Consider the following 21377-nt stretch of genomic DNA (forward strand, 5'->3'; position numbering starts at 1 on the left):
AGTACGGTTCTCATATTCGGAAGGAAGATTCTTGATGGTTGAGGCCGCGCTGTGAAGACCGCCGTCGTCACCGGAGGCGGCTCGGGGATCGGCCGCGCCGTCGCGAACCGACTGCGCGCCGACGGCTATCACGTGGCGACCCTCGACGTCGTCGCGTCCGACGAGGCCTACGCCCACACCGCCAACGTCACCGACCGCGCCGCCGTCGACGCGGCGATGGCGGCCGTGCGGGAACAGTTCGGGCCGATCACCATCCTGGTCAACGCGGCGGGCATGGAACGCTTCAAGCGGTTCACCGACCTGACATTCGACGACTTTCAACGCGTCATCGACGTCAACCTCAACGGTGTCTTCCACTGCATCCAGGCGGTGCTGCCGGACATGATCGACGCCGGGTGGGGACGCATCGTCAACATCTCGTCCTCCAGCGCGCACTCCGGCCAGCCCTATATGTCGGCCTATGTAGCGGCCAAGTCGGCGGTCAACGGGCTGACCAAGTCGCTGGCGCTGGAGTACGGGCCGATGGGCATCACGGTCAACGCGGTGCCGCCCGGCTTCATCGACACCCCGATGCTGCGCAAGTCCGAGGAGCGCGGCCGACTCGGGGGGACCATCGCCGACCACATCGCCCGCACCCCGGTGCGCCGGGTCGGCAAGCCCGAGGACATCGCCGCGGCGTGCGCCTTCCTGATCTCCGAGGAGGCCGGCTACATCACCGGCCAGATCCTCGGCGTCAACGGCGGCCGCAACACCTGACAGATTCCGGACTGGGAGGACTTGGAGGACAGAAGTGAAGGTTTTCGTCGACTCGGAACGCTGCCAGGGCCACACGCTGTGCGCCATGATCGCGCCGGACTCGTTCGAGCTCAACGACATCGACGGCACGTCGTCGCCGGTCAGCGAAGTCGTCGCACCGGATCAGGAGGATGCCGTGCGCGAGGCTGTTCAGTCCTGCCCCGAGCAGGCCATCTCGATCGAGGAATTGAGGGGAACGTCTGTTGAGCATCGATGACACGGTCGCCGACAGCGACCGCAGAAAACCCCGGTACCACTTCGACCGGCACACACCGCAATACCGGCTGCAGTTCGAGAAGATCACCGAGGAGATGCACGCCCGCTGCCCGGTGGCGTGGACGGACACCTACGACGGCCACTGGGTGGCCGCGGGCAGCAAGGAGGTGTTCGAGCTCGCCCGCTGCCCCGCGGTATCCAACCACCACGACATCAGCGGGGAGACCCCGTACAAGGGCATCACGATCCCAAAAGCCAGCCGTGCCACCGTCGTTCGCGGCGGAATCCTGGAGATGGACGAGCCCGAGCACAGCATCTACCGCGGCGCGCTGAACCCCTACCTGTCCCCTGCCGCGGTGAAGCGCTGGGCGCCGTTCGTCGACGAGATCACCAGGGCGGCGATCGACGAGCACATCGAGTCGGGGCGCATCGACTTCGTCGACGACCTCGCCAACGTCGTGCCCGCGGTGCTGACGCTGGCGATGATGGGCATCGACCTCAAGAAGTGGAGGGTCTACAGCGAACCCACACACGCGTCGGTCTACACCCCGGAGCATTCGCCCGAGCGCGAGAAGATCAACGAGCAGCACCGCGAAATGGGTATCGACATCATCAACAACATGATGGAGATCCGGGAGAACCCGCGCCCAGGCCTGGTGAACGCGCTGCTGCAGTTGCGGATCGACGGCGAACCGGCGCCGGACCTGGAGATCCTCGGCAACCTGGGCCTGATCATCGGCGGCGGCTTCGACACCACCACCGCGCTGACCGCGCACGCGCTGGAGTGGCTCGGCGAACACCCCGACGAACGCGAGCGGCTCAGCCGGGAGCGCGCCACGCTGCTGGACCCCGCCACCGAAGAGTTTCTGCGCTACTTCACGCCCGCCCCCGGCGACGGCCGCACGTTCTCCGACGACTTCGAGTTCGAAGGCACCCGGTTCAAAGAAGGTGAGCGGCTGTGGATTTCGTGGGCGATGGCCAACCGCGACCCGGCCGTCTTCAAGGATCCGCACCAGATCGTCTTGGACCGCAAAGGCAACCGCCACTTCAGCTTCGGCATCGGTGTGCACCGCTGCGTCGGCTCCAACGTCGCGCGCACGGTGTTCAAATCCATGCTGACCGCGGTGTTGGACCGCATGCCGGACTATGTGTGCGATCCCGAGGGCACCGTGCACTACGAGACCATCGGCGTCATCCAGGGCATGCAGCATCTGCCCGCGACCTTCACACCGGGCCCGCGGCTGGGCCCCGGCCTGGACGAGACGCTGGAGAAGTTGCAGCGGATCTGCAATGAGCAGGAGTTGGCGCGTCCGATCACCGAACGCAAGGAAGCCGCCGTCATCGACTGAAACGGCATGGTTTGATAGGCAGCCAAGTACGGGTCGGGGCGAGAGGAGAGGGGACGATCATGAAGCCCCTGAAGGCGGTGAAGGCTCTAGTGGCCGCGGCCGTGTTTGCCGTCACCGCGGCGATGCTCGCGCCGCCGCCGGCCAGCGGGATGATGATCCTCGGTAATTACGACGTCCTCACAAACCGCTACGACCTGGCCTCGTGGGCGTGGATGGTTTCGGCGTGCATTCCGGAGAAGACGCTGGACTGCGTCGACGTCAGCGCGATAGCCCGACGCAAGTACTACTACGAGTACGGCGGCAAGGCGCATCTCGACGGCGACACCTACACCTTGGTCGTCGACGTGCCCGATGGACTGCGTTGCCCGCTGGGGCAGATGCTGCCCACCCGCGACACCTACACCTGGAATCAGGTCAGCCTGGCCGGCGAGATCCATTCGGAATACCAGGTCGGCTGCTTCGGCGGCCCGCCGGGTACGCAGTTCTGGACCTTCGCCCTCCGCCGCTTGTAGGTTTTCCCCGCGAGCACCATTCCCCGCGAGCACCATTCCCCGCGAGCCCCATTCCCCGCGAGCGTGCGTGTCTGAAGGCGACACGCCGTGAAATTACGGGAGTTTGCGCACGCTCAGTAGCCGGGCGGCGGTACGAACCCGCCGAGCAACTCTTCGATCGAACGGCCCACTGCGAGCGTCGTGTGGTCCTCCAGATGCGGGCCGACGATCTGAATCCCCACGGGCAGGCCGGATTCCGTGCGGCCGACGGGCACGACGGTCGCGGGCAGATGCGTCAACGTCGCCAACGCCATCCAGGCCATCAGGTCGTTGTACGGCCGGGTTTCGCCGTTCACCTCGATCACCCGCTCGTAAAACGGCTCGCTGTGGTCGTGCGGGATCGCGGCCACCATCGCCACCGGAATCAACAGCGCATCCACGTCGGTGAAGAATTCGGCCATTAACGCGCGCAGCTGCTCGCGTTTCTCGTTGGCGAACAACCAATCTCGGTGCCGCTGGGTCGCGAAGCGGGCCGTGCGGGCCAGCGGTCGGTCGTCGCTTTCGGGCAGGGATTCGGCGAGTTTGGCCATGCTGTCGAACGAGCGCTGCGAGATCGTCGACAGCAGGATCGGATACAGCAGCTGCTGATACAGCCGCATCACATCGGGCAGCGCGACGGCCGGACGCGCGTCGACGATGCGCGCGCCTCCCTCCCGCAACGTGCCGGCCGCGGTCTCGAGCGCGGCCGCCACCTCGGCGTCGACGGGATAGGCCGGGTCGTCGAGCCAGAGCGCCAGCCGCAGCTCGCGCAGCGCGGTGGCGCGAGCCGGCGGAAGCTCCAGCCGCCAGGCGATCGCGTCGAGGCCGGCCGGGCCTGCCAGCACGCCGAGCGCCAGCTCGAGGTCCGCGACGTCGCGCGCCAGCGGGCCGACGACGGACAGGTCGGTCACGGTCTGCGTGCCCGGCGCCGGCGGCATATGCCCGGTCTGCGGCACAATGCCCCAGCTCGACTTGTGGCCGTACACCCCGCACCAGCTCGACGGGAAGCGGATGGAGCCGCCGATGTCGCTGCCCAGCTCAAGCGCGGTCATGCCCGCGGCGACGGCGGCCGCGGCGCCACCGGACGATCCACCGGGTGTGCGCGCGGTGTCCCACGGGTTGTTGGTGGTGCCGAAGATCGTGTTGTAGGTCTGCCAGTCCCCCGCCAGCATCGGGGTGTTGGTCTTGCCGAAGATCACCGCACCCGCATCGCGCAGCCGCCGCACCGCTTCCGCGTCGCGCTCAGGCACGTGGTCCCAGGCGGGCAGCCCGCACGTGGTGCGCATGCCCGCGGTCTGGTAGGTGTCCTTGATGGTCATCGGCACGCCGTGCAGTGGACCGGTCTGCTCGCCGCGGGCCAGCGCCCCGTCGGCCGCGTCGGCGGCACGACGCGCACCGTCGGGATCCAGCGTCACCACGGCGTTCAGGGCCGGGTTCAGCGCGTCGACACGAGCGAGGTAGTGCTCCAGCAATTCGCGGCTGGAGATCTCGCGACGACGGATGGCTTCCGCCAGCGCATGCGCAGGCCGTAAACCGATGTCAGCCATGCGAACCGCCCTTCTATTAAGCAATGAGTACAAACAGCCCGAACTCATTCCGGCGCTGAAAGACTGACCCTGTGAAGTCAGCGCCGGTTTCTACCCTATGCTGCGGCCAATCCGCGACCGCGCGCCGCGGTACTTCAACGCCTTCGATGGCCCCGTCAACCACAAAGGCTCGAGATACGAGGGAGACAGATATGCCTGATTACGACTACGAAGAATTGAAAAAGGAAGCCGAGCAGTACATCCGCTTCGAGAAGGACAAGAAGAACCGCATCGCCTACATCACGTTCAATCGGCCTGAGGCCCAAAACTCGACCACGCTGGGCATGCGGCAGAACTACGCCGATCTGATCCACAAGTGCAACGTCGACGACGACGTGAAGGTGGTCGTGATCCGCGGCGAGGGCGAGGATTTCGGCAGCGGCGGTGATCTGCCCGAACAACGCGACATGCTGGAGAACCCCGGCATGCCGCTGTTGCACGAGTTGGCCATCAACGACGACGACGTGAAATATCCGCCTGGCGGTTCGTATCGCTATCTGTCGACGGTCACCGACTTCTACGCCAAGGCGCGCGCGGGCAACCGGCCGCTGCAGGAGCTGCGCAAGATCAGCATCGTCGAGGCCAAGGGTTACTGCTACGGCTGGCATTTCTACCAGGCGGGTGACGCGGACCTGGTGGTCTCCTCCGACGACGCGCTGTTCGGGCATCCGGCATTCCGCTACGTCGGCTGGGGCCCGCGGCTGTGGTGGTGGGCCGAGACTATGGGGTTGCGCAAGTTCTCCGAAATGCTCTTCACCGGAAGGCCGTTCAGCGCAAAGGAGATGTACGAGTGCGGCTTCCTCAACAGCGTCGTGCCACGCGACAAGCTCGAGGAGGAGACGCAGAAGTACGCGCTGGCATGCTCGAAGTCCAGGCCGACCGACACGGTCGCAGTGCAGAAGACCTTCCTCGAGCTCTACAAGCAGCACAAGGGCGAGTACTTCGGCAGCCTGCTCACCGGCATGGTGGAAGGGATGCTGCCGCTGATCCAGAACGACCAGGGCAACGAGGTCGACCTGACCGAGGGCACGTTCGGCAAGGGCCTGAACAACGTCGTGAAGGACAACGACATGAACTTCCCGCCCGAATGGCGCCTCAGCCGCTCGGGCCGCAACAAGCCGTGACGCACAAGCCCTGACACACAAGCGATCTATTGACTGCCGAACGTGCATCCTCTGCGAAAATCCGCACCGAATATCGCAAGGGTTGCACGTTCGGCGCGCTCAGCGCCGGGGCATGCCCAGCACCTGGGTGGCGATGATGTTGCGCTGAATCTCCGACGTGCCGCCTGCGATCGTGCCGCCGAAGCTGCGGGCGTAGCGCTCGAACCAGCTGGCGAAGTAATGGTCGAGGTTCATGTGCGCGTAGGGCCCCGTCATGCCCGGATGGATCAGCCCGTCGGGGCCGGCCGCCGTCAGCGCGTTCTCAAACGCCTGCCGCTCCGCTTCTGACCCGAACAGTTTCAGCACCGAGACCGACGCGGTGTCCATCTCGCCGCGCGCCGCCTTGGCCAGCGCCGCAGATCCCATGGCGCGCAACGCGATGTAGTCCATGATGGTCGTCGCGTACTGGTCGCGCTGCAGTTCACCGCGCGGCCGGAAGTCGGCGATCATGTTGTCGATCCGGTCGGCGAACCCGAGCCACATCATCGTGCGCTCGTGGCCCAGCGACCCGTTGGCCACACCCCAGCCGCCGTTGAGCGGGCCGACGAGGTTCTCGGCCGGCACCCGCGCGTCGGTGAAGAAAACCTCGTTGAAGTCCTTGCTGTCCTGCCCGCACAGATCGGCGAAGGGGCGGCACGCCACGCCTGGCGTGTCGGTGGGGATGATCAGCGCGCTGATTCCCTTGTGCTTGGGCGCATCCGGGTCGGTTCGCACGAAGGTCAGCAGGAAGTCGGCGTCATGGGCGCCCGACGTCCACACCTTCTGGCCGTTGACGACGAAGTGATCGCCCTCGAGCACCGCGCGGGTGCGCAGCGACGCCAGGTCGGAGCCCGCGCTGGGCTCGCTCATCCCCAGCGACGCGGTCATCTCCGCGCGCAGCACCGGTACCGCCCAGCGGTGCTTCTGCTCGTCGGAGCCGAACGAGATCAGCGACGCGGCAACGATATTGACGCCCTGCGGGTTGAAGCTGTGGTAGATGCGGCGGCGGCACAGCTCGTCGAGGTGGACGAACTGCTGCAGCACGGTCGCGTTGCGTCCGCCGAACTCCGGCGGCTGGGCGGGCAGCAACCAGCCGTTGTCGAACAGCAGCCGCTGCCAGTCGCGGGCCCACTGCGGCATGTGCGACACCGACTTCGGCCGCTCCAGCGTCGCCGCCTCGGGCGGCAGATGTTCGTCGAGGAACGCCGAGAACTCGGCGCGGAATTTCTCGACGTCGGAATCAAAAGTCAGCTGCATTGAATTCCTCCGCGATGATCGCGCGATGTTCGGCGGCACCGCCGAGCATCAGCTCGCCCGCCTTGGCCCGCTTGAGGGCGAACTGCAGATCGTTCTCCCACGTAAATCCCATGGCGCCGAACAGTTGCAGGCCGTGCCGGAACACCAGCGCCTGGCACTCGCCCGCCGAGGCCTTGGCCATCGCCGCGGCCAGGCGCCGCCGCGGGTCGTCGGCCGAAATCGTCAGCGCCGCAAAGTAAGACAGCGCACGCGCGCGCTCGATGGCGACGTGCATATCGACGGCCTTGTGCTGCACGGCCTGAAAAGAACCGATCGCTACGCCGAATTGCTGACGCTGCTTGACGTGCTCGAGCACCAGATCGAGAATGCGCTGGCAGGCGCCCACCGTGGTGACGGCCATTCCGGTGAGCGCCAGATGGCGCGCCTTCTCGGCATCAGAGTGCAGTCGCTCGGTGTCGGCCAACCGCACACCGGCGAACGACACGTCGGCGACATGCAGCACCGGGTCGAACACCTGGCTGCGTCGCACCGTCACCGCGGACGCGTCGACGAGGAAGACCCCGGCGTCGGTCACGACGGCGAGCCGTTGCGCCCGGTCGGCGTCGAGAACATGTGCGGCCGTCCCGTCGAGCACCCAGCCCTCGGCGTCACGGTAGGCGGTGATGCCGTCGTAGACGGCCGCACCCGCCTGCCGTGGGTCGAAGCGGTCGCCGGCCAGCGGCGCGAACTGCGTCAGCGTCGCGAGAAACGGCGTCGGGTCGGTGGCCCGGCCCAGTTCTTCGAGGACGATGGCGAGCTCGACGGCGTTCTCGGGGTCGGTCAGCTCGGTCCAGCCCGCGTCGATGTAGGACTGCCACAGCGGCGCGGGGTCCACGCCCTTTTCGGCGACCTCACGGACCAGCGACGGCGGACACTGCTTGCCGACCGCGTCGCGCACGGTGTCCTGCCAGAGACGCTGATCTGCGTCGAACTCGAGAAGCATCCGGCCTCCTGGTGCGATTGCCCGTCCGGACGAGAATAACATTCTCCTTAGATGTCGTAATTGTTCTCCTAAAGCGACTACCCCGTTTCGCCACGCGCCCACCCCGCACGTCACCTGCGCACACTCTGACCTGCGCAGAGGTAAGCGTTCCGCTTGAGAACCCAATTCTTGCCATTGAAGAACTTGGCTTTACACTGGCACTATGTCCGGCGTCGACGGGGTGACAGCGGAGGCCATCAGTGACCGAACTTTCTGACGGAGCAGCGGCGGAGGCGACGCCCCTGATCGACGCCAGCGTGCACATCTTCGCGAAGTCGAACAAGGACCTGCGCAAGAACTTCATGCGGGAGCCCTACCGCAGCCGCGGCTTCCCCGACTACGAGATGGACTGGTACGGCGCACCCGGCGGCGAGTACGCGAAGGGCACAGCGGGCCCCGACGGTCAGTACCCGGGCTCCGACCCGGACATCGTCGGGGGTCATCTGTTCGAGCAGCGCGGCGTCGACATCGCGGTCCTGCACCCGATGACCCGCGGCATCATGCCGGACCGCCACCTCGGAACCGCGATCGCGGCCGCCCACAACGAAATGCTGGTGACGCGCTGGCTCGACGAGAGCTCGTACGCCGACCGCTTCCGCGGCACCATCCGGGTCAACCCCGACGACATCGCGGGCTCATTGCGCGAGATCGAGAAGTACAAGGACCATCCGCGCGTCGTGCAGATCGGCGTGCCGCTGCAGTCGCGCGAGGTGTACGGCAAGCCGCAGTTCTGGCCACTATGGGAGGCCGCGGTCGACGCCGGGCTGCCGGTGGCCGTGCACATCGAGGTGGGCGCAGGGATTCAGTTCGCGCCGACGCCGTCGGGTGTGCCGAGAACCTATGAGCAGTACGTCAGCTTCATGGCGCTGAACTACCTGTATCACCTGATGAACATGATCGCCGAGGGTGTGTTCGAACGGATGCCCGACCTCAAGTTCGTCTGGGCCGACGGCGCCGCCGATCTGCTGACGCCGTTCATCTGGCGCATGGACTGCTTCGGGCGCCCACACCTCGAACAGACGCCGTGGGCGCCGAAGATGCCCAGCGACTACCTGCCCGGGCACGTCTTCTTCGTGCAGGGCGCGATGGACGGTCCGGGCGACGTCGACTTCGCCGGCGAGTGGTTGGCGTTCACCGGCAAGGACGACATGGTGATGTACGGCTCCAGCTACCCGCACTGGCAGCTCAACGAGTTGACGGCGCCGAGCGCGTACACCCCCGAACAGCGCGAGAAGTTGTGCTGGCGCAACGCCGCGCAGCTTTACGGCATAGACGTCGGTGCTGCGATCGGCGCACAGTAGAAGCAGGCTTCGAGCAAGGGAAGATCGAGATGACATCAACTATCACGACGAGCGCGGAGCGCAAACCGGCGGCCGAGCATATCCCCGTGCGATGCGTCGACTCCGACGTCCACCCCGTACCGCGCAGCGGCGAGCTGACGCAGTACATCCCCGAGCCCTGGCGCAGTAAGTACTTCCTCACCCGCAAGGTCGGTGAGCAGATCTATTACGACGCGCCCGATTACGCGCATGCCTACGCGATGCGCGTGGACACCTTCCCCGCCGACGGCCAGTTCCCGGGCAGCGACCCCGATCTGGCGTTCAAACAGCTGATCATGGAGGCCGGTGCGGACATCGCGATCCTCGAGCCCGCCGCATATCCGGCCCGCATGCGCGAACCCAACCATGCGATGAACTGCGCGTTGAACGACTGGCAGGCCAATCACTGGCTGGACAGCCACAACAATTGGCACCAGCGGTGGCGCGGATCGATCTGCGTGGCGATCGAGGAGCCCGAGAGCGCCGCACGTGAGATCGAGCGCTGGGCCGGCCACCCTTACATGGCGCAGATCCTGATCAAGGCCGAGCCGCGCCCGTCATGGGGCGACCCGAAATACGACCCGGTCTGGGCGGCGGCCACCAAGCACGACATCACCGTCAGCTGCCACCTGTCGCGCAGCCACCACGAGGAGCTGCCGATCCCGCCGGTCGGATTCCCCAGCTACAACCACGATTTCATGGTCACCTACTCGCTGCTGGCGGCCAACCAGGTGATGAGCCTGATCTTCGACGGCGTATTCGACCGCTTCCCGACACTGCGAATTGTGTTGGTCGAACACGCCTTCACCTGGATCCTGCCGCTGATGTGGCGGATGGACGCCATCTACGAGGCCCGCAAGTCCTGGGTGGACATCAAACGCAAACCTTCGGAATACGTCAAAGATCACATCAAGTTCACCACCCAGCCGCTGGACTACCCCGAGGACAAAACGGAACTCACCCGCGCGTTCGAGTGGATGGAATGCGAGAAGATCCTGTTGTTCTCGTCGGATTACCCGCACTGGACCTTCGACGACCCGCGCTGGCTGGTCAAACATCTACCCGAACATGCCCGTGAGGCCGTGATGTTCCGCAACGGCATCGCGACCTACCACCTTCCCGAAACAGTCCCGGCCCTCGAGGGCCAAGTACGGGTGTTCTAGAGAATTGGCAAAGAACACGGAACCGCCTCGGCTGGCGCAGGGGCGCGAGCACGTCGTAGCCACCGTCGACGAAATTCCGCCCGGCACACACAAAGTCGTGCCGATCGGACGCCACGGCGTCGGGGTGTACAACGCCAACGGCACCTTCTACGCGATCGCGAACTACTGCCCTCACGAAGGCGGGCCGCTGTGCTCCGGCCGGGCCCGTGGACGCACGGTGGTCGACGAGAACGTCCCCGGCGACGCCGTCATGGTCCGCGACCTCGAGTTCATCTACTGCCCCTGGCACCAATGGGGATTCGAGCTCGCGACCGGCACCACGGCGGTCAAACCCGAGTGGAGCATTCGCACCTACCCGGTGCGGGTGGTCGGCAACGAGGTACTGGTGCAAGCATGACCACTTCCACACAGACCGAAGGGGCCGGGCCCAAGCTCAAGCGCGGCGAGAAGACCTTCGAGTACAACGGCGGCAACGTCGTATACGAGATCCTGGGCAAGGAAGGCGATTTCATCGCTCTGACGCCCGGCGGACGATTCAGCAAGGACATCGAGGGGCTGCGTCCGCTGGCCAAGAAGCTGGTCGACGGCGGCTATCGGGTGCTGCTGTGGGACCGGCCCAACTGCGGCAAGTCCGATGTGCAGTTCTACGGCCAGAGCGAATCCCACATGCGCGCCGAGACACTGCACGCGTTGATCACCGGACTCGGCATCGGGCCCTGCATCATCGCGGGCGGCTCGGGCGGGGCCCGCGACTCGATGCTGACCACGATGCTCTACCCCGAGATCGTGCGAAAGCTGGTGGTGTGGAACATCGTCGGCGGCGTATACGGCACGTTCGTGCTCGGCTCCTACTACATCGTGCCGAGCATCCTGGCCGTACGCGGCACAGGCATGGAGGGCGTGATCCGGGTCCCCGAGTGGCGGGAGCGCATCGCCGAGAACCCCGCCAACCGCGACCGGCTGCTGTCGTTCGACGCCGACGAGTTCCTCAAGGTGATGCTGCGCTGGCTCAACGCGTTCGTCAGCAAGCCGGGTCAGACCATCCCCGGTGTCGACGACGAGATGTTCGACAACATCAAGGTGCCGACGCTGATCATCCGCGGCGGCGAAAACGACCTGGACCATCCCAAGCGGACCTCCCTCGAAGTGAGCTGCCTTATCAAGGGGTCGACGTTGATCGACCCGCCATGGCCGGAGGATGCCTGGGAGCGCGCGGGCGAGGCCCGCGCCCGTGGAAAAGTCAAGCGCTTCAACATGTTCGACACGTGGGTGCAGGCCGCACCGGCGATTCTGGAGTTCCTGGGCAAGCGATGAAGCTAAGTCGTCCGAATGCGCACTTCGCAGTTGAGGGAGGCCTCGAGCGCGGTGTGGATGCGGCTTTCCGGAATGCGGTCCAGGTCGGCCTTGCGCAAGGTGACTTCGACGATGTCGAAGCCGTCGTCGCCGGCCGTCCGAGTGATCTCGCCGGTGAGGCCGAACCCCGCGAGCACCCCGTGCGCGTCGTCGTCGGTGCCCCTGCTGATGTAGGTGAGCACGCCGGGCACCGGGGCGGTGCCGAAGGCACCAAAGGCCTTGGTGCACAGTTCGACAGCCAGCGTCTTGAGCTGATCAGCGTCGTCACCTTCGATGAGGAGTTCGGCCTCCCGGCGGCTCGCGGCCATGGCGGCGATGTTGTTTGCGACCACCTCGATGCCGGCGTCGTCGGCCAGACCGCGGAGGGCGACCATGCCGTCCGTTAGCTGCTCGGGGGTCAGCCGCCCGGCTGGATCCACCAGCACACGCACCACCGCGGTTCTCATGTCTGCAACCCTATCCGCGGGCAGGAGGACGCCATGACCGCCACAACCGATCTCGCCGTTGCGATCTGGCCGGGCCTGCAGCCGCGGCTGCTGCACGACGGAGTCGAGGACTACGCCGACTACCGCGGCTCGGGTGGCTATCAACGCGTCGATGACGTCGACGCCCTGCTCAACCAGGTGGACCTGTCCGGTCTGCTCGGCAGGGGCGGTGCCGCGTTCCCGCTGGCGGTCAAGCTCAAGACCGTCCGCGACAACGGCCGACAAGCCGCCGGGGCGGTCGTCGTCGCCAACGGCGAAGAGGGCGAACCCACCTCGATCAAGGATCGCTGGCTGCTGCGCAACCGGCCCCATCTGGTCATCGACGGGTTACGGCTGGCCGCGCGGATGGCCGGGGCCAACAACGCCTACATCTACGTCTCCGACCACGCTGCAGCCGATGTCGTGCAGGCCGCGCTCACCGCGGTCGAGGCAGACGTGCTCGACGGCCTTACGATCTCCATGCTGACCGTCGATCCCGGCTACGTGGCAGGTGAGGAGACCGCCGCGGTGCGGGTCATCAACGGCGGGCCTGCCAAGCCGACGGACAAGCCGCCGCGGCCGTTCGAGGAAGGCGTCGGGGGGCTGCCGACGATGGTCAGCAATGTCGAGACACTCGCACTCATCCCCTATCTGCATCGGCACGGCGCCGAGGCGTTCCGCGCCGAAGGCACCTCGACATCGCCGGGCACATTCCTGGCCACCATCACCGGTGCGGGCAAACCGGCTGTGCTGTACGAGATTCCGCACGGTCTGGCCTTCACCGAGCTGTTGGAGTTGCACGGCGTGGCCGCCGATGATGTGCAAGGCGTGCTGATGGGCGGCTACTTCGCCGGGCTGCTCAACCGCGACGTCCTCGACATCACGCTCGATCACGAGTCGCTGCGCCGACTCGACAGCGGGCTCGGCTGCGGCGCGATCACCATCCTCACCGACGACTGCCCTGTGGCCGTCGCCGCATCGGTGATGGCCTATTTCGACCGGGAGAACGCCGGCCAGTGCGGGTCGTGCTTCAACGGCACCGCCGCGATGTCGGCGGTGACCGGGGCACTGCGCGACGGACTGGCCACCACGGAGGATCTGGCACGACTGGAGCGGTGGTCGGTGGTGCTGCGCGGGCGGGGCGCCTGCGCGACGCTGGACGCCGCGACCAACGTGGCGGCCAGCCTGCTGTCGGCGTTCCCGCAGGTAGTCCAGCGCCATCTGGAAAACGGCTGTGAGAGATGCCGACTCGGTGCGTTCACGGCGGTGCGACCCTACGAAGTCGAGGCGGTGGTGTCGGCATGAGAATTCGCCTCGATCGGACGATATGCGACGGGTTCGGCCAGTGCGCCAAGCATGCGCCGGAGTACTTCTCGCTCGACGACTGGGGATACGCCTCGCTGGTGGGCAACGGCGAAATCCCCGAGAAGGACCGCGACAAGTTGATGCGGGCGCTGTTGGACTGCCCCGTGCACGCCATCATCGAGATGGGTGCACGAACCGACCAGACGCGCGACACACCCGCGCAGGATGCGAGGAGTTGAGGTGGACATTCCACGCCGCCCGCTGCCAGAAGTCAACGCGCAGAACGAGTTCTTCTGGACCGCCGGGGCCGACGGGGTGCTGCGGATCCAGGAGTGCAATGACTGCAAGGCGCTCATCCACCCACCGCAGCCGGTGTGCCGGTACTGCCGCAGCCGCAACATGGGGGTGCGAGACGTGTCTGGCGAAGCCACCCTGTCGGCGTTCACCCTCAACCACCGCTTCGGGTTCCCCGACCTTCTGCCGCCCTATGTGGTGGCGCAGGTCGCCATTGTCGAGGATCCGCGGGTTCGGTTGACCACCAACATCGTTGATTGTGACCCCGACGAACTGCGGCTGGGTCAGACGGTGCAGGTCCAGTTCGAGAAGGCCGAGGACAAGATCGGCGCGGTCTGGTTGCCGGTGTTCAAACCCACCGCCGAGGCGAAGACCGGCCCGATGCCCGCCGACGAAACCGCACCGCAGGACTTCGGCAAGCATGTCCGCCCTATGCTGACCGAGCGCAAATTCGAAGAAGCCGCGGCGATCACTGGCATCGGCATGTCGAGGATCGCCAGGCGGCAGATGGTTCCGCCGCTGTCGCTGACCATCGACGCCTGCCAGCAGGCGGTGGCCGACGCGGGCTTGACGTTCGACGACATCGACGGGCTGTCCACGTATCCGGGTCTCGACATCGCCGGCATGGGCGAAGGCGGCGTCACCGCACTGGAGGGGGCGCTCGGTCTGCGGCCCACATGGATCAACGGCGGGATGGACACTTTCGGTCCCGGTGGCTCGTTGATCGGCGCGGTGATGGCCATCGCCACCGGCATGGCCCGCCACGTGTTGTGCTTCCGCACGCTGTGGGAAGCGACGTTCCAGCAGTTGATGAAGGAGGGCAAGGCGTCGCCGCCCGGCGGTTCGCGCACCGCGAGTTGGCAGATGCCCTTCGGCGCGACGTCGGCGGCTCACGTGCTTGCGCTGAACGCGCAGCGGCACTTCGACCGCTATGGCACCACCAGGGAGACGCTCGGCTGGATCGCGTTGAACCAGCGCGCCAATGCGGCGTTGAATCCCACTGCGATCTACCGCGATCCGATGACGATGGACGACTATCTGAATGCGCGGATGATCACGACACCGTTCGGGCTCTACGACTGCGACGTGCCGTGCGACGGCGCCGTCGCGGTGGTGGTGTCGGCCGTCGACGCCGCCAAGGACATGCCGCGCAAGCCGGTGTTCTTCGAGGCGGTCGGCACGCAGATCATCGAGCGCACCGACTGGGACCAGACCACGATGACGCACGAACCGCAGGTGCTCGGCCAGTCCGCGCATATGTGGACGCGAACGTCGCTGCGGCCCGAGGACGTCGACGTGGCCGAGCTCTACGACGGCTTCACGTTCAACTGCCTCTCGTGGCTGGAGGCGCTCGGCTTCTGCGGGATCGGCGAGGCGAAGGACTTTCTCGACGGCGGCAAGGCCATCGCCCGCGACGGCGTGATCCCGCTGAACACCCATGGCGGCCAGCTGTCGCACGGACGCACGCACGGCATGGGCCTCATTCACGAGGCCGTCGTGCAGCTGCGCGGCGACGCGGGCGAACGTCAGGTCAAAGATGCCCGTGTCGGCGTGGTCAGCAGCGGCGGGCTCACACCGAGCGGGGCGATCCTGCTGCGGACAGACGGGTGAGCGGGCCGCGCCCCCGCGTCGTCCTGGTCAACGGCGTGCCGATGTCGGCGTTGGTCGCCGAGGCGGCCGAGCCGAAGGCCGTCATCGTCGCGATCCACGGCGGCGCCACGTCGGCGGCGTACTTCGACTGTCCCGGCCATCCCCGGCTGTCGCTGCTGCGGCACGCGGCGGCCAACGGCTGCACCGCGGTCGCGTTGGACCGACCTGGCTACGGCGCCTCGGCCTTTTATCACGACAAGATGGCCGAGCCTGACGACCGGGTCGGTTTCGCGTGGGGCGCCGTCGACAAGATTCTCGGCGAGAGTTCCCGTGGTGCAGGTGTTTTCATTCTCGCGCATAGCGCGGGCTGCGAACTCGGTCTGCGCATGGCGGTGGAGCCGCGGGCCGGCGGCGTCCTCGGTGTCGAATTGTCGGGCACCGGCCTGCGCTACAGCGAGGAGGCCAAAGGGATCATCGGCGAGGCGACGGCGACGTCGCGGCCTGCGGGACTGCGCGATCTGCTGTGGCAGCCCACCGAACTCTATCCGCCCGAGGTGCTGACCGGAGGCCTGTCGGCGCCGGGGGTGCCGTACGAGGCCAAGGTCACCGCGAACTGGCCGCGCCGCGACTTCCCTGAGGTCGCCGCGCGGGTGACGGTTCCGGTCGAGTTCAGCGTCGCCGAGTACGAACGCGTGTGGGAGAACACACCGGAGGCGCTCCATGCCATCGGCGCGCTGTTCACGTCGTCACCCAACGTCGTGATCAACAGGATGCCCGGCAGCGGCCACAACATCAGCGTCGGTCTCAACGCCGACGCCTATCACGAACGCGTGCTGACGTTCCTCGACGAATGCGTTGCGGCACGAGAAAATTCAGAACGGGAGGCGGGTTGATGCGCGTCGGGTTCATCGGACTGGGCAGCCAGGGCGCCCCGATGGCGCGGCGGATCGTCGACGCCGGTTACGACCTGACGGTGTGGGCGCGCCGGGCCGCGACCCTGGAACCGTTCGCAGGCACTGCCGCCAAGACCGCGCAGTCGCCCGCCGAACTGGCCGCGGTCAGCGACCTGGTCTGCCTGTGCGTGGTGGGCGACGACGACGTCAGGGAAGTCGTGGGCGGCGACAGCGGCGTGCTGGCCGGGTTGGCCGCGGGCGGCATCGTCGCGATCCACAGCACCGTGCATCCCGATACCTGCCGTGAGATCGCGGTTGTGGCTGCCGCACAGGATGTTTCGACGATCGATGCGCCGGTGAGCGGCGGCGGGCCTGCCGCCGAGACGGGACGATTGCTCGTCATGGCAGGCGGCGAGGCGGACATCGTCGAGCGCTGCCGCCCGGTGTTCGCCACGTACTCCGATCCGGTCGTGCACCTCGGGCCGCTGGGCAGCGGCCAGGTCGCCAAGGTCTTGAACAACCTGTTGTTCACCGCCAATCTGGGCGTCGCCGACAGCACCCTGCAATTGGGTGAAGCGCTGGGCATCCCGCGGGACAGGTTGTGCGAGGTCATCACCCGCGGTTCAGCGAACAGCAAGGCGGTGGGCAGCATCGCCGGGTTCGGCGGCTCACTGGACCGGCTCGCGTCGATGGCCGGGGCGTTGCTGCAGAAGGACGTTCGTCATGCCGCGAGCATCGCCGAAGCCGCGTCGGCGCCGCTGGGAGCGGTGTTCGACGCCGCCGAAGCCGCGCTGGTCGCAATGGAACACCCTCGGTGACGCGGGTCGGCTTCGTCGGAGCGGGGCGGATGGGCGCGCCCATGGTGCGCCGCCTTGTCGAGGCAGGCCATGAGGTGAGGGCACTAGGCCGCACGCCCGAAAAACGCGCTGACATAAGCGCTCTGGGCGCTGACGCGGCCACGAACTTAGCGACTGTCGCCGACGGAGCAGACGCCGTGATCGTCTGCGTGTTCACCGACGACCAGGTGCGACGGGTCTGCCTGCAGAGCGACCTGGTCGATGCGATGCCTGCAGGGGCGGTTCTGGTGGTGCACACCACGAGCAGCCCGCGCACCGTCAACGCGATCGCCGCCCGCGGTGTCGACGTCATCGATGCCCCGGTCAGTGGGGGCCCGCACGACATCGCCGGGGGTGAGGTGACGCTGTTCGTCGGCGGCGACGACGACGCGGTGGCCCGCGTTCGCCCGCTGCTCAGCGCGTACGGGAACCCGATTCTGCATGTCGGCAAGCGCGGCGCGGGTCAACTGGTCAAGCTCGTCAACAACACATTGTTCGCGGCGCAGATCGGGCTGATCGCCGAAAGCGTGCGCCTCGGCGCGGGACTTGGCATCTCCGAGGCGGCACTGCTCGAGGCCTTACCGCACGGCAGCGCGAGCAGCAGGGTGCTGGGCAACGTCGCGCGGGCGGGCTCCGCGGAGGCATTCATCGACGCTGTCGACGACTTCATAGCCAAGGACATCGAGGTGGTGCGGCAGACGGTCGCCGAGCTCGGCGGCGATCTCGGGGCGCTCAACGAGCTCGTGAACGCCGGTCTCAAGGGATGAGACACATCAGGCGAGTGTCTCATTCTCTTTTGTGAAAACGGCATTACCGCTATGGTTACAACTCAACAGCCTCTCGTAATGCGTTATGAACCATTCCCACAGCTCAGGAGCCATTAATGACCAAGGCGAAGCTCGTTTTTGACCCGTTCTCCCAAGATTTCTTCAACGGGGCATACGAGACGTACCGCCGCATGCGCGACGAGGCACCGGTCTACTACAACGAGGAGCACGACTTCTACGCGCTGACCCGCCACGAGGACGTCGCGCCCGGCTTCAAGGACTTCGAGACCTACTCGTCGAGATACGGCGTCGACCTCGCATCGATCCGCAACGGTCTGCCCACCGAGGCGGGCCCGCGAATGATCATCTTCATGGATCCACCCGAACACCGGAACATGCGCAGTCTGCTGAACAAGGTGTTCACCCCGCGGGCCATCCAGGCGCAGCGGCAAAACGTCATCGACAAGGTCGAGAAGTACATCAGCCGCCTCGACCCCAACGGCTTCGACGCGGTGCAGGAATTCACCGCGCCGTTTCCCGTCGAGGTCATCACCACCATGCTCGGCGTCCCCGAGGAGCATGCACAACAGGTCCGGTACTGGATCGACGAGTCGCTGACCCGCGAGGTCGGCCAGGTCGAAATCGGCGAAAAGGCCATGCAGGCCAACGTGGAACAGGCGATGTTCTACTACGAGCTGGTGGCCAAGCGGCGCGCCGAACCAGGTAACGACCTCTTCACGAAACTTGTCGAGGCCGAACTCGAACGCGAGAACGGCGAGAAGGACAAGCTCGACGATATCGAGATCGCCGCATTCGCAGCCCTGCTCGGCGGTGCGGGCGCCGAGACTGTCACCAAACTGCTCGGCAACGCGGTGTACGTGTTCGGCAAGAACCCCGACCAATGGCAGAGGCTGCAGGAAGACCGCAGCAAGATCCCGGCCGCAGTTGAGGAGTTGCTGCGCTACGAGGCACCGTCGCAGTACCAAGTGCGCCGGGCGATGAAAGATGTGCATCTGCACGGCACCACGATTCCCGAGGGCAGCCCGGTGTTCCTCATCGGCGGGTCGGCCAACCGCGACGAACGCGCGTGGACCGACCCCGACACGTTCGACATCGACCGCGATCGCACCGAAGCGCAGAATCTCGGCCTGGGCTACGGGATTCACAGCTGCCTCGGCGCGGCGCTGGCGCGTTTGGAGAGTTCGATCGCGCTGGAGAGGCTGCTCGATTTCATGCCGCGGTTCGAAGTGGATTTCGGCAGTTGCACGCGTGTGCAAATGCAGAATGTGGTGGGTTGGAAGAACGTTCCGGTGAAGGTCCTGAAATGACGCAGAAAGTAGAAGTCGATTTCGGCTTGTGTGAGAGCAACGGCGTCTGCATGGGCATCATCCCCGAGGTGTTCGACCTCGACGAAGAGGACTACCTGCACGTCCTTCAGGACGAGGTGACTCCGGAGAACGAGGAGCAGATCCGCGAAGCGGTCCGACAGTGCCCGCGCCAGGCCATCTCCATTCGCGACGAGTGACGCGCCGCACGAACGCTTCAGATCCCCAACGCCCAAACCGACATTTGGGTCGCGACACGCCGCGAATTCGCGCCCAAATGTCGGTTTGGGCGTAAACGGACAGACAGGTAGGCGGGCGCTAGCCGAGGCCGTGCAGGATCGCGCCGTTGCAGTCGGCGGCGGCCTGCCTGAGCTTGGCCGCCTCCTGATAGGCGTCGGAGTTGTACCACTCGCGGGCCGCCTCGGGCGACTCGAATTCGAGCAGCACGGTCTGCGTGCCGTGCCACTGGCCCTCGATCTGCTCGGCGTTGGTGTCAAACGCGAGGATCTTCGCGTTCGCCATCGTCTTGCTGGCCAGCTTGGCGTATTCGGCCATGCCCGCGGGATCCTTGACATCCTCGGTGATGACCACGTAACCCTTCGGCACTGAATCTCCTAATCTGTCAATCTGTTTCGACGATGGCTTGTTCGGGACAGTTCACGATGGCCTCCTTGGCCGAGTCTTCCAGCCCGGCGGGCACTTCTTCGGGGTCGGCGACGGCATATCCGTCGTCGGTCATGCTGAACACATCGGGGCACAGCGTCAGGCACATGCCGTGCCCGCGACAGCGGTCCTCGTCCACCTTGACCCTCATCACGCACCTCCCGCGAGGTCGAATTCCAGATGCAGTTCGGTCAGGCCGCGCAGGATGTAGGTCGGAATGTATTGGTAGCGGCGGCTTCCCGTTGACCCGTGATGCGCCTCGCTGATGCGGATGTCGGTGGTCCGGTCGAGCAGCCGCTCCAACGCGACACGGGTTTCGGCCCGCGCGAGCGGCGCCCCGGGACAGCTGTGGATGCCGCGGCCGAACGCCAGGTGCTGGCGCGCGTTCTTGCGTTCGGGGTCGAACGTGTCGGGGTCGTCGAACCGGCGCGGGTCGCGGTTGGCTGCACCGTTGATCACCATCACCGTGCATCCTGCCGAAATCGCTTGCTCGCCAACGGTGGTGGGCACCCGTGACAGCCGGAAGTCACCTTTGACGGGGCTCTCGATGCGCAGGCATTCCTCGATGAAGTTGGGCAGCAGGCTACGGTCCTCGCGCAACCGCTGCTGGATGTCTGGGCGGTCGCCGATCACCTTCAACGCGGTGCCGAGCAGCCGCACCGTCGTCTCCTGCCCGGCAGAGAAGACGTTGGTGGCCACCCGCACGACGTCGCCGACATCGGGCGTCGAGCCGTCCGGGAAGTTGGCCGTCGCCAGCCCGGTCAACACGTCGTCACGGGGTTCGCGCCGACGGTCCTCCACATAGGTGGCGAAGACCTCGTAGAGATACTCCAGCGGGGTCTTGGCCAGGGTCTTGTCGGCGTTGCCGAGGCCGCTGCCGTGCGTGCCGCGCGCCAGCCGCTCCAACAGCTCGGGGCGATCCTCCTCCGGCACGCCGAGCAGATCGGCGATGACGCGCAGCGTGAAGGGACCCGCGAAACCCGAGATGAACTCGCCCTCGCCGGGTGCGAGGAAGGAGTCGAGCATGTCGTCGGCGATCTGCCACATCGCGTCCTCGTTCTCCTTGAGGCGCTTGGGCGTGATCAGCCGCATCAACAGGGCCCGGTGATTGGTGTGTGTGGGCGGGTCCAACGTCGGCAGCTGGTCGCTGAACGGGATCTCGTCGCGGTGCTTCTCGATCAGTTCGGTGACATCGTCGCCCTCGAGCGGTGCCGGAAAGCCGGGAAACGGCCCGGTCACCGAGATGCAGGAGGAGAACGTCTCCGCATCGTTGTAGACGTCGACGGCTTCCTGCCAGCCGGTCACCATGGTGACCCCGTAGTGCTGCTCGCGGGTGACCGGGCACTTGTTGCGAAGCGCCTCATAGAACGGGTACGGATCGTCCGTCAGCCGGCTGTCCCGAAAGAAGTCGACCGCGGTGAGGTCCTCCGCCATTGCTACTCCATGATCTCGATTTCAGAGAACGGGATTCTCATCTTCGGGTATTAGATTTCCATAGCGTGTCGTCGC

24 protein-coding genes are annotated in these 21377 nt (G+C 66.2%); 17 read left to right on the forward strand and 7 right to left on the reverse strand.

Annotation, left to right across the window (positions count from 1 at the left end):
- Positions 1 to 51: 51 nt before the first annotated feature.
- The 4 genes from CQY20_RS02730 to CQY20_RS02745 all read left to right on the forward strand — a co-directional run bounded on the left by CQY20_RS02730 (position 52) and on the right by CQY20_RS02745 (position 2872).
- Positions 52 to 756 carry an SDR family NAD(P)-dependent oxidoreductase gene (locus tag CQY20_RS02730; RefSeq protein WP_097938119.1) on the forward strand — a complete coding sequence of 235 codons (705 nt, stop codon included), beginning with the start codon at positions 52 to 54 and terminating at the stop codon, positions 754 to 756.
- A 34-nt stretch (positions 757 to 790) separates the two neighbouring features.
- Positions 791 to 1012: a ferredoxin gene (locus CQY20_RS02735; RefSeq protein WP_097938120.1), complete on the forward strand. Its 222-nt coding sequence runs from the start codon at positions 791 to 793 to the stop codon at positions 1010 to 1012.
- Entirely contained in the window at positions 999 to 2360 is a 1362-nt protein-coding gene (locus tag CQY20_RS02740; protein WP_163700673.1) for a cytochrome P450, read from the forward strand. The genes CQY20_RS02735 and CQY20_RS02740 overlap by 14 nt, the downstream gene beginning before the upstream one ends.
- A 68-nt stretch (positions 2361 to 2428) precedes the next feature.
- Positions 2429 to 2872 (forward strand): hypothetical protein, encoded by a 444-nt coding sequence (locus tag CQY20_RS02745; RefSeq protein WP_371871096.1) that lies wholly within the window; start codon positions 2429 to 2431, stop codon positions 2870 to 2872.
- Positions 2873 to 2985: 113 nt separating this feature from the next.
- Here the strand turns inward: CQY20_RS02745 and CQY20_RS02750 are convergent, their stop codons facing one another.
- Entirely contained in the window at positions 2986 to 4437 is a 1452-nt protein-coding gene (locus CQY20_RS02750) for an amidase (RefSeq protein ID WP_097938122.1), read from the reverse strand.
- A gap of 191 nt (positions 4438 to 4628) precedes the next feature.
- Here CQY20_RS02750 and CQY20_RS02755 point away from each other — a divergent pair, with 191 nt between their 5' ends.
- Positions 4629 to 5600 carry an enoyl-CoA hydratase/isomerase family protein gene (locus tag CQY20_RS02755; protein ID WP_097938123.1) on the forward strand — a complete coding sequence of 324 codons (972 nt, stop codon included), beginning with the start codon at positions 4629 to 4631 and terminating at the stop codon, positions 5598 to 5600.
- A gap of 99 nt (positions 5601 to 5699) precedes the next feature.
- Here CQY20_RS02755 and CQY20_RS02760 read toward each other — a convergent pair whose 3' ends face one another.
- Together CQY20_RS02760 and CQY20_RS02765 are read right to left on the reverse strand one after the other, a co-directional pair.
- A complete protein-coding gene (locus CQY20_RS02760) occupies positions 5700 to 6875 on the reverse strand; it encodes an acyl-CoA dehydrogenase family protein (protein ID WP_097938124.1) in 1176 nt (391 codons plus the stop codon).
- Entirely contained in the window at positions 6859 to 7857 is a 999-nt protein-coding gene (locus tag CQY20_RS02765; RefSeq protein WP_097938125.1) for an acyl-CoA dehydrogenase family protein, read from the reverse strand. Before CQY20_RS02765 ends, CQY20_RS02760 begins: the two co-directional genes overlap by 17 nt.
- 239 nt (positions 7858 to 8096) lie before the next feature.
- Here CQY20_RS02765 and CQY20_RS02770 point away from each other — a divergent pair, with 239 nt between their 5' ends.
- From CQY20_RS02770 to CQY20_RS02785, 4 genes are read left to right on the forward strand one after another with little or no spacing between them, the layout of a single operon-like run.
- Positions 8097 to 9197: an amidohydrolase family protein gene (locus CQY20_RS02770; protein WP_097938126.1), complete on the forward strand. Its 1101-nt coding sequence runs from the start codon at positions 8097 to 8099 to the stop codon at positions 9195 to 9197.
- Positions 9198 to 9226: 29 nt separating this feature from the next.
- A complete protein-coding gene (locus CQY20_RS02775) occupies positions 9227 to 10378 on the forward strand; it encodes an amidohydrolase family protein (RefSeq protein WP_097938127.1) in 1152 nt (383 codons plus the stop codon).
- 4 nt (positions 10379 to 10382) lie between these two features.
- Positions 10383 to 10775 carry a Rieske (2Fe-2S) protein gene (locus CQY20_RS02780; protein ID WP_097938128.1) on the forward strand — a complete coding sequence of 131 codons (393 nt, stop codon included), beginning with the start codon at positions 10383 to 10385 and terminating at the stop codon, positions 10773 to 10775.
- Positions 10772 to 11692 (forward strand): alpha/beta fold hydrolase, encoded by a 921-nt coding sequence (locus CQY20_RS02785; RefSeq protein ID WP_097938129.1) that lies wholly within the window; start codon positions 10772 to 10774, stop codon positions 11690 to 11692. The genes CQY20_RS02780 and CQY20_RS02785 overlap by 4 nt, the downstream gene beginning before the upstream one ends.
- Before the next feature lie 2 nt (positions 11693 to 11694).
- Here the strand turns inward: CQY20_RS02785 and CQY20_RS02790 are convergent, their stop codons facing one another.
- Positions 11695 to 12177, reverse strand: coding sequence for a hypothetical protein (locus CQY20_RS02790; protein ID WP_097938130.1), 483 nt, complete (start codon positions 12175 to 12177; stop codon positions 11695 to 11697).
- Between the two features lie 33 nt (positions 12178 to 12210).
- On the opposite strand from CQY20_RS02790, the gene CQY20_RS02795 reads away from it, so the two are divergent.
- From CQY20_RS02795 to CQY20_RS02830, 8 genes are all read left to right on the forward strand, one after another.
- Positions 12211 to 13500, forward strand: coding sequence for an NADH-ubiquinone oxidoreductase-F iron-sulfur binding region domain-containing protein (locus CQY20_RS02795; protein ID WP_097938131.1), 1290 nt, complete (start codon positions 12211 to 12213; stop codon positions 13498 to 13500).
- On the forward strand, positions 13497 to 13739 hold the full coding sequence (locus tag CQY20_RS02800) for a ferredoxin (protein ID WP_097938132.1): 243 nt from the start codon (positions 13497 to 13499) through the stop codon (positions 13737 to 13739). The genes CQY20_RS02795 and CQY20_RS02800 overlap by 4 nt, the downstream gene beginning before the upstream one ends.
- 7 nt (positions 13740 to 13746) lie before the next feature.
- The gene (locus CQY20_RS02805; RefSeq protein ID WP_234816079.1) at positions 13747 to 15405 is read left to right on the forward strand and encodes a thiolase C-terminal domain-containing protein; all 1659 of its coding nucleotides are present in this window, start codon (positions 13747 to 13749) and stop codon (positions 15403 to 15405) included.
- Between the two features lie 41 nt (positions 15406 to 15446).
- Complete coding sequence (locus tag CQY20_RS02810) at positions 15447 to 16277, forward strand: alpha/beta hydrolase (RefSeq protein ID WP_097938232.1); 831 nt, start codon at positions 15447 to 15449, stop codon at positions 16275 to 16277.
- The gene (locus tag CQY20_RS02815; protein WP_097938134.1) at positions 16277 to 17095 is read left to right on the forward strand and encodes an NAD(P)-dependent oxidoreductase; all 819 of its coding nucleotides are present in this window, start codon (positions 16277 to 16279) and stop codon (positions 17093 to 17095) included. The genes CQY20_RS02810 and CQY20_RS02815 overlap by 1 nt, the downstream gene beginning before the upstream one ends.
- Positions 17092 to 17880 (forward strand): NAD(P)-dependent oxidoreductase, encoded by a 789-nt coding sequence (locus CQY20_RS02820; RefSeq protein WP_097938135.1) that lies wholly within the window; start codon positions 17092 to 17094, stop codon positions 17878 to 17880. The genes CQY20_RS02815 and CQY20_RS02820 overlap by 4 nt, the downstream gene beginning before the upstream one ends.
- Before the next feature lie 116 nt (positions 17881 to 17996).
- On the forward strand, positions 17997 to 19208 hold the full coding sequence (locus CQY20_RS02825; RefSeq protein ID WP_097938136.1) for a cytochrome P450: 1212 nt from the start codon (positions 17997 to 17999) through the stop codon (positions 19206 to 19208).
- Positions 19205 to 19405 (forward strand): ferredoxin, encoded by a 201-nt coding sequence (locus CQY20_RS02830; RefSeq protein WP_097938137.1) that lies wholly within the window; start codon positions 19205 to 19207, stop codon positions 19403 to 19405. The genes CQY20_RS02825 and CQY20_RS02830 overlap by 4 nt, the downstream gene beginning before the upstream one ends.
- A 118-nt stretch (positions 19406 to 19523) precedes the next feature.
- On the opposite strand, the gene CQY20_RS02835 is transcribed toward CQY20_RS02830, so the two are convergent.
- Genes CQY20_RS02835 through CQY20_RS02845 form a run of 3 tightly spaced genes read right to left on the reverse strand, consistent with a single transcriptional unit; the run spans position 19524 to position 21302 of the window.
- A complete protein-coding gene (locus CQY20_RS02835) occupies positions 19524 to 19811 on the reverse strand; it encodes a DUF1330 domain-containing protein (RefSeq protein ID WP_097938138.1) in 288 nt (95 codons plus the stop codon).
- Between the two features lie 16 nt (positions 19812 to 19827).
- Positions 19828 to 20019 (reverse strand): ferredoxin, encoded by a 192-nt coding sequence (locus tag CQY20_RS02840; RefSeq protein WP_097938139.1) that lies wholly within the window; start codon positions 20017 to 20019, stop codon positions 19828 to 19830.
- The gene (locus tag CQY20_RS02845; protein WP_097938140.1) at positions 20019 to 21302 is read right to left on the reverse strand and encodes a cytochrome P450; all 1284 of its coding nucleotides are present in this window, start codon (positions 21300 to 21302) and stop codon (positions 20019 to 20021) included. Before CQY20_RS02845 ends, CQY20_RS02840 begins: the two co-directional genes overlap by 1 nt.
- Between the last annotated feature and the right edge of the window lie 75 nt (positions 21303 to 21377).

The sequence above is a fragment of the Mycolicibacterium agri genome (genome assembly GCF_002553505.1).
GTDB classification, from domain to species: Bacteria; Actinomycetota; Actinomycetes; order Mycobacteriales; family Mycobacteriaceae; genus Mycobacterium; species Mycobacterium agri.